The following is a 12,644-nucleotide window of genomic DNA, read 5'->3' on the forward strand; positions in this document are numbered from 1 at the left end:
CCTCTTCTCGGGTGGGGCGGGACGGCGGGCTACTTCGCGCTGAGGTCGAAGTGGGTGCCGATCTCGGCGTGGGGGCGGGGGATCACGTGGACGCTGACGAGCTCGCCGACCTGCGAGGCGGTCTCGGCCCCGGCCTCGGTGGCGGCCTTGACCGCGCCGACCTCGCCGCTGATGACGACGGCGACGAGCCCGTCGCCGACCTCCTGGCGGTCGGTGATGGTGACGTTGGCGGCCTTGACCATGGCGTCCGCGGCGGCGAGCGCGGCGACGAAGCCCTTGGTCTCGATCATGCCGATGGCGGTGCTGGACATGTGCTGCTCCTTGGGTGCTGGTGGTGCGGTGGGGCTGGTGGGTGGTTGACGGGGCCGGTGGCGCCCGACATCTGAGGGTGCCCTAGGCGGGCGTGGTGTCGACCGAGCCGATGATCAGCGCGTCGACGGGCGGGGGAGTCCCGGGGAACCAGGCGGCGGCGACGGAGCCCTGGGCGACCAGGACGTGCTCGCCGATCCCGCTGCCGAGGACGTCGAAGGCGACCAGGCGGCTGCCGCCGCCCTTGTCGTCGGGGACCTCGACCTCCAGGAAGGCGCCGTTGGGCAGGCCGTCGATCCTCTTGGTGGACCAGACGTTTCCGGTCACGACTGCTCTCAGCATCAGCGCTCCTTCTCGATGGGGACCCCCAGCGCGCGAGCCTTCTCGCGTGCCAGGGGAGTCAGCACGGCCCGTGGGCCGAGGATCAGCCGGCGGCCCGCCTCGGCGGCGGCCTTGACCTGGCGCTCGGTGACCGCGCCGCTGTCGATCCGCTGCGCGGGCCGGGTCTCCGGGACGGCGCTCGTGGCCCCTCCCTCGAGCCGGAACCGGAGCCGGCCGGCCCGCAGGTCCTGGCGGTTCTTGGGGTTCTCGAACAGCGCGAGCAGGTGCCGGGCGAACCCGTCCAGGTCGGCGTCGTCCCCGATCCGGACCGCCTCGACCCGCTCGCGTGGCCGCGGCGCCGTCACGTGCTCGGCACCCGCGACACCGGCGGGAGGTACCGGCGCCGCGGGCGGCGCAGGCGCGGCGGCCGCCGACGGTCCGGCGAGGTCGGCGACGACCTCGCGGACGACGTCCGCGATCAGTGCTCGCAGGTCGGGGGATGACGTCACGTGAGCCCTCGCAGGGCGTCCTCGGCCGCCTCGGCCGCCTGCCGGACGTCGGCCTCCTTGCCGGAGAGGTAGACCCGGCCGGTGGCACCGATCATCCGGTAGTCGACGACCTTGATGTCCGCGGCCTTCTCTGCCTCGTTGGTCGCCACGATCGCGTACGACGCGGGCTGCACCTCGAGCACGTACATCGACTCGCCCGGCAGCACCATCGACCCGATCTTGTTGCGGTTGATCAAGAAGGCGTGCTGGTGGTCGATCGAGCTGATGATCTTGCTGGCCAGGATCGTCGGGCGCACCGCGCTGCCGGCATCCGCGCCGAGCGCGTCGAGCACGCCCTCGGCGGCCGCCTTGACCGACCCGGTCTCGCCGTGGAACTCCAGGTAGCCGAACTGCCGCTCGACGACGAGGACGCCGGCGGCCACCTCGGCGTGCTTGAGCGCGACATCGGTGATCGGCTCGATGTCGATGCCGGGAGCCACCTCGATGATCTGCGCGGCCATGTGGGCGCGGGGGAGGGTGCCCTTGATCCAGGTGCCGAGGTAGCACAGGGTCTGCGGCTGGAGCCGGTCGATGAAGATGAAGGAACGCAGTTCAGCCATGGGTCAGCCCTTGATGAGGTGGGAGAGCTCTTCGACGACGAGGCGTCGTACCTGCTCACGGAAGGCGGCGTCGCCGGTGCCGGCGCCGCCCGAGGCGGTGCGGGCACCGATCCGGTCGATGAGGGCATCGACGTGCGCGGGCGCCTGCGCGCGGGGCGCGCGCTCGTCGTTCGACGGCCGCGGGTACGCCGGCACCGGCGTGTGGTGGTCGTGCCACGGGCTCCGCCCGGCATAGGCCGGCATCGCCTCGGCGGGGTCGCTGTTGTAGGCGATGCGGGTCCAGTCGACGAGGTGCTTCGGCTGGAGGTTCTCGCCGAGCGCGCTGCGGCCGACGAAGCCGGTGCCGATGGTCATGGTCGGGGCCAGGTTGGTGTCGAGTCCTGAGCTGCCCGTGCTGTTGCCGACGTTGACCGAGACCCGCAGGACGGGCACCTCGGCGGCGTAGCGCATGACCGTGCCGGGGTCGGTGGAGTGGATGGCCGCGCTGTGCCCGGCGCCGGCGATCCGGATGATCGCGCGGGCGGTCGCGATGCCCGCCGCCGCGTCGGGGACCCGGATCATGCCGAGCACCGGCGAGAGCTTCTCGTGGGTGAGGGGCTCCTCGGGCACGGCGGTGGCGAAGGGAGCGACGAGCACCTTCGTGCGCGCCCCGACGCGGATCCCGGCCTGCTGGGCGATCCAGGACGCGTCCTTGCCGACCACGCCGACGTTGAGCCGGCCGTCGGGGAACATGTAGTCCCGCAGCCGCTGCGCGTCGTCAGCGCCGAGCACGGCCGCGCCGGCCCGCTCCATCTCGCGCACGAGCTGGTCGGCGACCGCCTCCTCGGCGATGAGCACCGACTCGTTGGTGCAGAGCACGGAGTTGTCGAAGGCCTTGCTCTCGACCAGCCGCTGCGCGGCGGCCCGGACGTCGGCGGTCGCGTCGACCAGCACCGGCACGTTGCCGGGTCCGACGCCGATCGCCGGGTTGCCCGAGCTGTACGCCGCCCGGACCACGCCGGTGCCGCCGGTCGCGAGGATCACGTTGGTGCGCACGTCGGCCATCAGCGCCTCGACGAGCGGGATCGTCGGCTCGGCGATGCTCTGCACGATGCCGTCCGGGGCGCCTGCCTCGACCGCTGCCCGCGCCAGCAGCTGAGCAGCGTCGTGGCAGCACTCCTTGGCCATCGGGTGCGGACTGACGACCACGGCGTTGCGGGTCATCAGCGCCAGGATCACCTTGAAGAAGACCGTGGCGACCGGGTTGGTCGACGGCGTCAGGGCGAGCACGACGCCGGCGGGACGCGGTACCTCGACGATCTTGTCGTCGATGCGGACCCGGGGGGTCGTGAAGTCCTGGCCGGCGTAGGTGTCGACGATGCCGCGCGAGCAGGCCTGGTTCTTGCGGACCTTGTGCTCGACGACGCCGAAGCCGGTCTCGCGCACGGCCCACTCGGCGTACTTCTCGGCGTGGGCGTGGGCCACGTCGGCCACGGCGCGCACGATCCGGTCGACGTCGCTCGCGGAGTACGACGCGTACGCGCGCGCCGCCCAGCGCGCCCGCTCGAGCACGTGGCCGGCCGCGCCGGGCGCGGTGACGATCTGCTGGGGCTGGTCGGACATCAGCTGGCCCTCCGGCGCGAGAGTGCGGGATCGGCGGCCGCGCGGCCGATGGCCAGCGCGGTGCGGTCGAGGAGCTCCTCGACCAGGTCGGGCGTCATCAAGATGCCCGGCTTGTACTGCAGGACCCGGGGGTCGAGGGTCGAGAAGATCGCCCACACGCCCAGCTCGTAGAGCTGGCGCATGACGTACTTCGCTCCCTCCGGGTGGGCGAACTCCAGGCCGAGCACCACGCCGTTCTGCCGGATGCCGACGAACCAGTCGGGGTACTGCGCCTGGACCTGCCGCAGCCCCGCACCGACCTGGTCGGCGATGTAGTGGACCATCGAGCGGACCTCGGGGCGCTGGGTGATCTCCAGCGTCTTGAGCGCGGCGACGCAGCCGAGCTCGGCGCCGCCGAAGGTCGAGATGTGGCCGAAGCCGTCCTCGTAGAGCCAGGCGCCGGCGCGCTCGCTGAGGAGCACCGCCGCGATCGGGTAGATGCCGCCGGACAGGCCCTTGCCGCTGACCAGGATGTCCGGCTCGATGCCGTGCTTGGTGATGCCCCAGAGCTCGCCGGTGCGCATCAGGCCGGTCTGCACCTCGTCGGCGATGTAGAGCGCGTCGTACTTCTCGCAGAGCGCCTTGACCGCCTCCAGGTAGCCGGGCCGGGGGAGCGGGAAGCCGTACGTCGCCGGGATCGTCTCCATGATCACGGCCGCCACGTCGCGGCCCCGGAGCGCCTGCTCCATCGCGTCGAGGTCGTTGAAGGGGACCTGGGGGAACTCCTCGGGCCGGTCGGCGAGGAAGAGCTTGGCGAACCGGTCGTCGCCGGTCGCGACGGCCAGGCCGGTGTGGCCGTGGTAGGCCTTCACGATCGAGACGATCTTGCGCTTCTGCATGGCGTGCCGTGCGCTCTTGAGCGCGATGTCGATCGCCTCACCGCCGCCGGAGGCGTAGGCCACCTTGGTCAGGCCGGCCGGTGCCGACTCGACGAGGACCTCCGCGAGCGCGGTGCGCCCGAGCGAGGGGAAGTGGTGGTTGCCGACGTCGAAGCGGTCCATCGCGTGCTTCACCGCCGTGACCACCTCGGGGTTGCGGTGGCCCAGGTTGTAGGTGCCGCCGTTGAGGTGGACGTCGATCAGCCGGCGGCCGTCCATGTCCCAGAGCAGGTAGCCCTCGCGACGGTCGATCACCAGGTCGACCCCGCTGTCGGACCAGAACCGCGTCTTGTCGGGGTTCCAGTAGTGCGCCGACTTCTCGAGCATCTCTGCCTTCGAGTCGAAGCTGAACGCGTCGTAGTCGTGCATCGCCATCCCTACGTGTCGGTGGCCGCCCCGTGCGGCACCGGAAGCCGTGTGCTGAGGATCTTGTTTGGTCGGACCGAAAAAGTCAATGGTTGGAAACTGGAAAAATTGTCTGACCCAAAACCTTGATTTGGTCTGTTCGGTAGTGCCAACATGCGGGGCCTGGTGTGAGCCAGGACACAACCCGGACGTGCCCCCTGGGCACAGGAGAGAGAGCCTCATGTCTGCAGAGGAGACGCGCGCCGTACCGGACGCCGACGCGAAGGTCCAGCGCCTGAAGCCGAACGCCGTCGGCCTGGTGGGGGTCATGTTCATGGCGGTCGCGACCGCCGCGCCGATCACCGCGATGGTCGGCAACGTGCCGATCGCGATCGGCTTCGGCAGCGGGGCGAACGCCCCCGCCGGCTACCTCGTCGCCACGATCGTGCTCGGCCTGTTCGCGCTGGGCTACTCGGCGATGGCCAAGCACATCACGTCGACCGGAGCGTTCTACGGCTTCATCTCGCACGGTCTGGGCCGCGTGGTCGGGATGGGCGCCGGGGCCCTGACGACCCTCGCGTACGTCGTGTTCGAGGCCGCCCTGGTCGGGATCTTCTCGTTCTTCGCGGCCGGCTTCTTCGCCACGCACACCGGCCTGGACATCTCGTGGATCTGGTACGCGCTGCTCATGCTCGGCGTGAACTCGGCGCTGACCTACTTCGACATCAACCTGACCGCGGTCGTCCTCGGCGTCTTCCTGGTCACCGAGATCGTCATGCTCGGCGCAATGACGGTCTCGATCCTCGTCTCCGGCGGCGGTCCCGACGGCTGGTCGCTCGGCTCGCTCAACCCGCTCAACGCCTTCCAGGGCCTCAGCGGCAGCGTCACCCACCCCGACACCGGCGCCACGCTGGTCGTGGCCGGCTCGGCCGGCATCGGCCTCTTCTTCGCGTTCTGGTCGTGGGTGGGCTTCGAGTCGACCGCGATGTACGGCGAGGAGTCGCGCAACCCGAAGAAGATCATCCCGCTCGCGACCATGCTCTCCGTGCTCGGCATCGGGCTCTTCTACGTGCTCGTGTCGTGGTCGGCCATCGTCGGCACCGGTCCGGACAACGCCGTCGCGCTCGCCCAGGACAGCGGTACCGCCGGCCAGATCTTCTTCGGCCCCGTCGAGCAGCACCTCGGACACGGAGCGGTCGTGCTGTTCGAGTTCCTGCTGATGAGCGGCTCGTACGCCTGCGGCATGGCCTTCCACAACTGCGCGTCGCGCTACATCTACGCGATCGGCCGCGAGAACCTCGTGCCCGGCTTCGGCAAGACGCTGGGCGCCTCGCACCCGCGGCACGGCTCGCCGTACATCGCGGGATTCGTGCAGACCGGAGTCGCGACCGCGATCGTGCTTCTCTTCTTCGTGACCGACCGCGATCCCTACGGCCAGCTCTACGCCCTGATGGCGATCATGGGGACCACGGCGATCATGATCGTGCAGGCGCTCGCCGCGTTCGCCTGCATCGCGTACTTCCACGTGCAGGGGAAGCACCCGGAGACGGCCAACTGGTTCCGGACCCTCCTGGCGCCACTGATCGGCGGCATCGGCATGGTCTACGTGATCTGGCTGCTCGTCGAGAACGCCGGCTTCGCGGCGGGCGCCGCGGCCAGCGACATCGTGTTCAAGCTGTCGCCCTGGGTGGTCGGCGTGGTGGGCGTGGCCGGCCTGCTGTTCGCCCTCTGGGCCAAGCGCTTCGCGCCGGAGCGCTACGACACGATCGGCCGGATCGTCCTCGAGGACACCCAGGAACGCTCCGCCTGACCCCCGTCGTACCGGACAAAACGGTCGTGAAATCACCGATTTTGTGACCGTTCCGTCCGGTACGACGGAGGCGGGCAGAGCGTAGGCTGGGCCGATCGTCAGCAGGGAGACCCGATGAGCAGCCGTCCTTCGCCGCTCGACCTGGTGGCCGACGTGGCTGCCATCTGCGTCGAGCACACCCCCGCCACCGTCCGGGCCACGGCCGTCCTGGAGCGCATCGGTGAGGCGATCCCGCTCGAGGCGGCCGCGCTGTCCACCTTCGACCCGGTCGAGGAGCGACACCTGACGGTGGCCGAGATCGGCTACTCCGACCCCGTGCTGACCTACCTCAACGACGGCTTCGTCAACGACGACCCGGCGTTCCTGACCATGCGCTTCCGCAACCCGCGGCCGCTGCGGTGGTGCGACATCCCCAACTACCGCGACATGTTCAGCGCGCACGAGGTCTTCATCCCGGGCGGCTTCGCGGAGGGGTCGACCACCTGTCTCTTCACCCGAGACGGGCGCTACACCGGGGCGCTGCACCTGAGCTCCGACTCGCCGTTGCCGATCAGCGACTCCGCCGTCGAGACGCTGATCGCGTTGCAGCGCGTGATCGCGCCGCTCATGGACGCCATGCGCCCGCCCGAGGGGCACAGCTGGACCGAGCTCCTCGAGGACGCCGCCGAGGCCGGCCTGATCACGGCCGACCGGCGGCTCGTGGCGCTGCCCGGCCTGCGCCGGGACCGCTGGCTGGCGGACGACTCGCCGCTCACCGCCGAGCTGCTGGCCCGGCCGGAGGGCCCGCCGTCGCGGTTCGCCTGGGTGTCGCCGGCCGGCCGGTGCCACGAGGTGCGCACCACCCGCCTGGCGACCGGAGTCCTGGTGACGCTGCGCGAGGCGGCGGCGCCGTACCGGCTCTCCCCGCGCGAGGTCCAGGTGCTCACCCTGGTCGCCGCCGGCCTGGGCAACCCCGGGATCGGGCTCTCGCTGTCGCTGAGCCCGCGCACGGTCGCCACCCACGTCGAGCACATCCTCGCCAAGCTCGGCTGCGCGACCCGGGTGGCCGCGGCGAGCAAGGCGGTGGCCGAGGGGATCGTCCCGCTCGCGGCGCCCATCCCCACCCCCCTGCTCGTCCGCATCTGACGCCCGGTCCCTCAGGCGTCCAGCTCGACCGGCGTGCCGATCGTCCAGCCGCCGTCGACCAGCAGGTTGTCGCCGACGACGTGGTCGGCGAGCGGGCTGGCGAGGAACAGCACGGCATTGGCGACGTCCTGGGGGCTCGCCCAGCGACCGCGGGGCGTCTGCCCGGCGAGCGCGTCGTGGGTGGCCTGGTCGTAGAGCGCCGTCATGTGCGTGGTGACGAAGCCGGGAGCGACCGCGTTGACGTTGATCCCCCTGCTCGCGTAGTCCAGGGCGACCTGGCGCGTGAAGTTCACGATCGCGCCCTTGGTCGCGCAGTACGCCGCGAAGCCCGGGTTGCCACGGAAGCCGCTGATCGAGCTGATGTTGACGATCTTGCCCGGCCGCTCGCGGGCGAGCAGGCCGCGCACCATCTCGCGCGTGCAGTGGAAGGTGCCGTCGACGTTGACGAGGAACTGGGTGCGCCAGGTCTCGTCGTCGGTCTCGTGCACGCTGCCCTCGCGCAGCACGCCCGCGTTGTTGACGAGGATGTCCAGCCCGCCGAGGCGCTCGTCCAGGTCGGCGAAGACCGACGCCACGTGCGCGCTGGCGGTGACGTCGAGCTTCACGAACTCCGCCGAGCCGCCCTCGGCGGCGATCAGGGCGGTGGTGGTCTCGCCACCCTCGCGCGCCTGCTCGGTCAGGTCGGCGACGACGACGTGCGCGCCGCCCCGGGCGAGGGTGGTGGCGATGGCCCGGCCGATGCCGGAGGATCCGCCGGTGACGACGGCCACCTTGTCGGTGAGGTCGATCATGATCGGTCCCTTCTTCAGTGGTCGGTGTTCGGGAGGCTCACGCGGTGCCGCACCAGTCGAGTGCCAGCGAGGCGTACGTCCGGGTGGCCAGGTGGACCTCGTCGATGAGGCAGTACTCGTCGTCGGCGTGCGCGACCCGCAGGTCGCCCGGGCCGTAGCTGATCGCCGGGATGCCCGCCGCCGTGAGGAAGCTGCAGTCCTCGACGGCGCAGAAGCCGGCCACCGGAGGCGGCCCCTGGTACGCCGTCTGGCCGGACACGCGCTCGTGGGCCGACGAGACCGCGGCGGTGATCGCGTGCGCCGCCTCGCCGGGGTCGTTGGCGGGCCAGTTGAGCTTCCACTCCACGACCGGCGGGTGCTCGCGCAGCCAGCCGTCGGTCTGCGCGATCGCGCGGATCTGTGCCTCGACCTCGGCCTTGACCGAGGCGGGATCATCCTGCGGCGGGTACCAGATGCAGTACTCGATGGTCATGTACTCCGACAGGATGAACGGCACGAGCACGCCGTGCGGCCCGCCCTGGACGACACCCGGGTGGATCGTGAAGTGGCCCGGCGCGAAGAGCGGATGGGTCTTGGTGAACGCCCACTCCTCCTCCAGGCGCTGCATCGCCTGGAAGACGAGCATCCCCTTGTCGATCGCGTTGACGCCGACCGCGCTGCCCCCGCCGCCCGCGCGGATGGTCTGGCCGCGCATCGACGAGTGCGTCGCCTTCCCCTGGACGGTGACGGAGAACCACAGCAGGCCCGGCGTCACGGGGATCACCCCGAGGTTGGTGGGTCCGCTCGGCTCGGCGACGACGGCCGCGTCGGCGCGGTAGCCGTGCTCGACGGTCGAGGTGACGCCGCACTCGTGGTCCATCACCTCCTCGCCGACGACGGCCTCGACGATGAGGTCGCCCTTCAGTGCGACCCCTGCTCGCTGCAGCGCCTTGACCGCGAACGCCTGCGCCACGAGGCCGGCCTTCATGTCGCTGGCGCCGCGGCCCCAGACCCGGTCGCCGTCGACCTTGCCGGAGAACGGGTCGCCCGAGGTCCACCGGTCCGGGTTGCCCGGCGGCACGACGTCCACGTGGCCGTTGAAGATGAGCGACCTGCCGCCGCCGGTGCCCTTGAGCGTGCCCACCGCGTTGTCGCGGCCCTTCTCGACCGCCCAGTACTCCACGTCGGCGCCGGCGTCCTCGTAGATCTCGCCCACGAGGCGGGACACGCGTCCCTCGAGGCCGACCACCTCGTCGTACACCTGGCCGGGGTACTTCGGGTTCACACTCGGGATCGAGATGACCTCCGAGAGCGTGGCGACGAGGTCGTCCTTGAGGGCGTCCACCGCCGCCAGCACGCGGTCGTGGGTCTCCTGCGATGTCATGACGCAGCTCCGTTTCGGATCGGTGGTGATCAGTGGGTGGGGGTGAGGGACGGCTCGGGGCGCGACCGGCCGGCCTCGAAGAGCTCGTCGATGCGCCGGCGCTCCTCCTCCGGCTGCGGCAGCAGGTAGGCCAGCACGACGTACACGACGAGGTTGATCGCGAGGGCCACGACACCGCCGGTGAGGCTGCCGAGGCCGGGCATGTCGTCCGGGTACTTCCAGGTCAGCACGGCGGCGACGAGGAAGCCGGTGCACATCGAGGCCAGGGCCGCCGTCTTGTTGCCGCGCTTCCAGAACATGCCGAGGAACATCGGGACGGCGAGCTGGACGATGCCCTGGTAGGACATCTGCGCCAGCAGCTGCAGCCGTGGGTAGTCGAAGGCGATGTAGGCGACCACGGCCGAGGCGAGCATGTACACGACCATCGAGCCCTTGGCGACGACCTTCAGCTGGAAGTCGGTGCGCGGGGAGATCACGTGGACGATGTCGTTGGCGATCTGGGCGCCACAGACCTGGACGCAGCCGTCGATCCAGCCCATGCTCGCGGCGAGCACGATGACCAGCGCCATGCCGAGCAGCCACTGGCCGCCGCGGTCGTAGAGCAGCGTGAACCAGCCGTCCTGCGGGGAGCCGGCGATGTCGGTCATCGAGGCGGCGGCGAGCGCGACCAGCGTGAGCATCAGGTAGAAGCCGCCGGCGACGAGCATCGTCTGCAGCGTGCCCTTCTTGACGCTGCGGACGCCCTTGGCGGTGTAGATCCGCTGGTAGCTGGTCGGCCAGCACAGCGAGCCGATGACGCCGGTGACGATGAGCGAGAAGAGGTACCAGGGGCCGTAGCTGCCGCCGTCGCCCGGCACGACGAGCAGGGCGTCCGGCAGGTCCTTCAGCGCCGTGAAGCCGCCCGCGTCGGAGGGGCCGAACAGGATGCCGAGGCAGACCAGCGCGGCCAGGACGTAGGCGACGATGCCCTGCACCAGGTCGGTGATCACCAGGCCCCGCATGCCCATCTGGACGGTCCAGATCTGACGGACCGCGATCACGGCGACGCCGACGATCAGGCAGGTGGTCACCGACCACTGGCCGAAGCTGGCGAAGCGGAAGATCAGGCCCATCGCCTGCATGCCGAGGACGATCCAGGGGAACAGGCACACGACGCCGATCGCGCTGGCGATGACCCGCACCGCCTGGGAGTCGAAGCGCAGGCCCAGCATGTCCGGCTGGGTCTTGAGGTCGTAGCGCTTGCCCCAGAGCCAGGCCCGCTCGGCCATCAGGTACATCGCGGTGACGCCCAGCAGCGAGTAGGCCAGGGCGTAGAACCCGAGCACGCCGGCACCGACGCTGAGCCCGAAGAAGGCGGTGTACGTCGCACCCGGCCACCACGAGTTGGTGTAGGACATCGCGATGTACCAGCTGGTGAACGACCGACCGCCGACGGCGTAGTCGGAGAACGACTTCGCGCTGCGGTTGGTCGCGTAGAGCACGAACACGATGAGCGCGAAGAACGCCGTCAGCATCCCGAGGGTGACGGCCATGGATCCGGTCATGGAGGTCATCAGGCCGCCACCTCCTCGGGCTCCTCGCCCACCTCGCCACGGATGTTCTCGAAGATCCACAGCAGCCACACGGCGGCGGTGGCGAGCAGGGCGTCGAAGATCCAGTAGGCGACGCTGAACGGGACGCCGAGGATCGGGGTGTCGATGCCGCTGCCCGCCAGGTAGAGCGGCGGGAAGACGGCAAGCAGGATGCTGGCGCCGAACAGCAGCCAGAAGATCGTCATCTTGGTGTGTGACGACATCGCTCGGATGGCGCTTCTCATGAGTCCTCCAGGGTTCGGTCTGACCGAGATGGCCTGAAACTATGTGCGCTGGGCCACGTCCGGTATCGGCTCATCTGCCCGAGCTCGGCACCCGGGAGCCCCGCGGCATCCGTCAGTTGACGGATGCCCACGCCTGGGAAACCCGACCACGCCTCGGACGCTGTGGTCCGACCGAAGCGGGGCGACGTGGAATAGAGGCGATCCCGACCTCGTTGGAGAAGACCGTGACCGGACTCGTGCTGCTCCTGCTGGCCGTCGCCGCGGCGGCCGGCTTCGGCCTGTACCGGCGCCGCACCGACGGCACCTTCGCTGCGGCGGCCCCCGCCTCGCCCACGGCCTGGAGCGCCGTCGCGACGGCCGTGCCCGAGGCCGCCCTCGGCGCGCGGGCCACGCTCGTCCAGTTCTCCAGCGCCTTCTGCGCCCCCTGCCGGACCACGCGGGTCGTGCTCGCCGACGTGGCCGGCCGGGCCGACGGCGTCGCTCACGTCGAGATCGACGCCGAGCAGCACCTCGACCTGGTCCGGGCACTCGACATCCGCCGTACGCCGACGACACTGATCCTCGACCGCGAGGGACACGAGGTCACCCGCGCCGCCGGCGCCCCGCGCCGCGAGCAGGTGCTCGCCGCGCTTCCCGCGCTCCAGGAGTCCTGATGGCCGGCGACAACCCGGGCATCGACCCCCGCGGGCCCCGCTTCACCGCGGCCGTGACCCTCGTCGTCTTCGCCGCCGCGCTGCTGCTCTCCGACGCGTCGCCGCGTGCGGCAGCAGCGCTCACCGGCGTCCAGGCCGTGCTCTTCGCGATCGGCGCGGGTCTCGGCGTGCACCGGACCCCGACCGGCGCCGTCTTCCGCCGCCTGGTCCGCCCGCGCCTCAGCCCGCCCACCGAGCTGGAGGACCCGGCTCCGCCGCGCTTCGCCCAGGCCGTCGGCCTGGTGTTCGCCGTCGTCGCCACGATCGGCTTCGCCACCGGCGCCGTCCTGCTCGGTCAGGTGTTCGCGGCCTTCGCCTTCGTCGCGGCGTTCCTCAACGCGGTCTTCGCGTTCTGCCTGGGCTGCGAGCTGTACCTTCTCGGGCTGCGTCTCTCCCGTCGCGCCGCGGCCTGATCTCATCGTCGTACCGGACGAATCGGTCGGAT

14 protein-coding genes are annotated in these 12,644 nt (G+C 70.8%); 4 read left to right on the top strand and 10 right to left on the bottom strand.

What is annotated here, in order from left to right; translation table 11 throughout:
* Positions 1–29: 29 nt before the first annotated feature.
* From KVF89_RS27100 to KVF89_RS27125, 6 genes are all read right to left on the bottom strand, one after another.
* Positions 30–311, bottom strand: coding sequence for a BMC domain-containing protein (locus KVF89_RS27100; RefSeq protein WP_257430247.1), 282 nt, complete (start codon positions 309–311; stop codon positions 30–32).
* Between the two features lie 82 nt (positions 312–393).
* Positions 394–651: a EutN/CcmL family microcompartment protein gene (locus tag KVF89_RS27105; protein WP_257430248.1), complete on the bottom strand. Its 258-nt coding sequence runs from the start codon at positions 649–651 to the stop codon at positions 394–396.
* Positions 651–1,139 (bottom strand): hypothetical protein, encoded by a 489-nt coding sequence (locus KVF89_RS27110; RefSeq protein ID WP_257430249.1) that lies wholly within the window; start codon positions 1,137–1,139, stop codon positions 651–653. The genes KVF89_RS27105 and KVF89_RS27110 overlap by 1 nt, the downstream gene beginning before the upstream one ends.
* On the bottom strand, positions 1,136–1,738 hold the full coding sequence (locus KVF89_RS27115; protein WP_257430250.1) for a BMC domain-containing protein: 603 nt from the start codon (positions 1,736–1,738) through the stop codon (positions 1,136–1,138). The genes KVF89_RS27110 and KVF89_RS27115 overlap by 4 nt, the downstream gene beginning before the upstream one ends.
* Before the next feature lie 3 nt (positions 1,739–1,741).
* Positions 1,742–3,340 (bottom strand): aldehyde dehydrogenase family protein, encoded by a 1,599-nt coding sequence (locus tag KVF89_RS27120; RefSeq protein WP_257430251.1) that lies wholly within the window; start codon positions 3,338–3,340, stop codon positions 1,742–1,744.
* The gene (locus KVF89_RS27125) at positions 3,340–4,626 is read right to left on the bottom strand and encodes a class-III pyridoxal-phosphate-dependent aminotransferase (RefSeq protein ID WP_257430252.1); all 1,287 of its coding nucleotides are present in this window, start codon (positions 4,624–4,626) and stop codon (positions 3,340–3,342) included. The genes KVF89_RS27120 and KVF89_RS27125 overlap by 1 nt, the downstream gene beginning before the upstream one ends.
* Positions 4,627–4,843: 217 nt before the next feature.
* Between KVF89_RS27125 and KVF89_RS27130 the strand changes: the two genes are divergently transcribed.
* Entirely contained in the window at positions 4,844–6,412 is a 1,569-nt protein-coding gene (locus KVF89_RS27130; protein ID WP_257430253.1) for an APC family permease, read from the top strand.
* A gap of 114 nt (positions 6,413–6,526) precedes the next feature.
* Positions 6,527–7,537 (top strand): response regulator transcription factor, encoded by a 1,011-nt coding sequence (locus tag KVF89_RS27135; RefSeq protein WP_257430254.1) that lies wholly within the window; start codon positions 6,527–6,529, stop codon positions 7,535–7,537.
* An 11-nt stretch (positions 7,538–7,548) separates the two neighbouring features.
* On the opposite strand, the gene KVF89_RS27140 is transcribed toward KVF89_RS27135, so the two are convergent.
* Genes KVF89_RS27140 through KVF89_RS27155 form a run of 4 tightly spaced genes read right to left on the bottom strand, consistent with a single transcriptional unit; the run spans position 7,549 to position 11,486 of the window.
* On the bottom strand, positions 7,549–8,328 hold the full coding sequence (locus tag KVF89_RS27140; RefSeq protein ID WP_257430255.1) for an SDR family NAD(P)-dependent oxidoreductase: 780 nt from the start codon (positions 8,326–8,328) through the stop codon (positions 7,549–7,551).
* Between the two features lie 37 nt (positions 8,329–8,365).
* Positions 8,366–9,691, bottom strand: coding sequence for a M20 family metallopeptidase (locus tag KVF89_RS27145; RefSeq protein WP_257430256.1), 1,326 nt, complete (start codon positions 9,689–9,691; stop codon positions 8,366–8,368).
* Between the two features lie 29 nt (positions 9,692–9,720).
* Complete coding sequence (locus KVF89_RS27150; protein ID WP_257430257.1) at positions 9,721–11,244, bottom strand: sodium:solute symporter family protein; 1,524 nt, start codon at positions 11,242–11,244, stop codon at positions 9,721–9,723.
* Positions 11,244–11,486, bottom strand: coding sequence for a hypothetical protein (locus tag KVF89_RS27155; protein WP_257430258.1), 243 nt, complete (start codon positions 11,484–11,486; stop codon positions 11,244–11,246). Before KVF89_RS27155 ends, KVF89_RS27150 begins: the two co-directional genes overlap by 1 nt.
* 245 nt (positions 11,487–11,731) lie before the next feature.
* On the opposite strand from KVF89_RS27155, the gene KVF89_RS27160 reads away from it, so the two are divergent.
* Together KVF89_RS27160 and KVF89_RS27165 are read left to right on the top strand one after the other, a co-directional pair.
* Positions 11,732–12,160, top strand: a complete 429-nt coding sequence (locus tag KVF89_RS27160; protein WP_257430259.1) for a thioredoxin family protein — start codon at positions 11,732–11,734, stop codon at positions 12,158–12,160.
* A complete protein-coding gene (locus tag KVF89_RS27165; RefSeq protein WP_257430260.1) occupies positions 12,160–12,612 on the top strand; it encodes a DUF4395 domain-containing protein in 453 nt (150 codons plus the stop codon). Before KVF89_RS27160 ends, KVF89_RS27165 begins: the two co-directional genes overlap by 1 nt.
* The last annotated feature ends 32 nt before the right edge of the window (positions 12,613–12,644 follow it).

It is taken from the genome of Nocardioides carbamazepini, from assembly GCF_024614185.1.
Taxonomy (GTDB): Bacteria; Actinomycetota; Actinomycetes; order Propionibacteriales; family Nocardioidaceae; genus Nocardioides; species Nocardioides carbamazepini.

Coding starts and splice junctions, on each gene's coding strand:
- KVF89_RS27100 (WP_257430247.1), bottom strand. CDS start 311: ATGTCCAGCACCGCCATCGGCATGATCGAGACCAAGGGCTTCGTCGCC.
- KVF89_RS27105 (WP_257430248.1), bottom strand. CDS start 651: ATGCTGAGAGCAGTCGTGACCGGAAACGTCTGGTCCACCAAGAGGATC.
- KVF89_RS27115 (WP_257430250.1), bottom strand. CDS start 1,738: ATGGCTGAACTGCGTTCCTTCATCTTCATCGACCGGCTCCAGCCGCAG.
- KVF89_RS27120 (WP_257430251.1), bottom strand. CDS start 3,340: ATGTCCGACCAGCCCCAGCAGATCGTCACCGCGCCCGGCGCGGCCGGC.
- KVF89_RS27125 (WP_257430252.1), bottom strand. CDS start 4,626: ATGCACGACTACGACGCGTTCAGCTTCGACTCGAAGGCAGAGATGCTC.
- KVF89_RS27130 (WP_257430253.1), top strand. CDS start 4,844: ATGTCTGCAGAGGAGACGCGCGCCGTACCGGACGCCGACGCGAAGGTC.
- KVF89_RS27135 (WP_257430254.1), top strand. CDS start 6,527: ATGAGCAGCCGTCCTTCGCCGCTCGACCTGGTGGCCGACGTGGCTGCC.
- KVF89_RS27140 (WP_257430255.1), bottom strand. CDS start 8,328: ATGATCGACCTCACCGACAAGGTGGCCGTCGTCACCGGCGGATCCTCC.
- KVF89_RS27145 (WP_257430256.1), bottom strand. CDS start 9,691: ATGACATCGCAGGAGACCCACGACCGCGTGCTGGCGGCGGTGGACGCC.
- KVF89_RS27150 (WP_257430257.1), bottom strand. CDS start 11,244: ATGACCTCCATGACCGGATCCATGGCCGTCACCCTCGGGATGCTGACG.
- KVF89_RS27155 (WP_257430258.1), bottom strand. CDS start 11,486: ATGTCGTCACACACCAAGATGACGATCTTCTGGCTGCTGTTCGGCGCC.
- KVF89_RS27165 (WP_257430260.1), top strand. CDS start 12,160: ATGGCCGGCGACAACCCGGGCATCGACCCCCGCGGGCCCCGCTTCACC.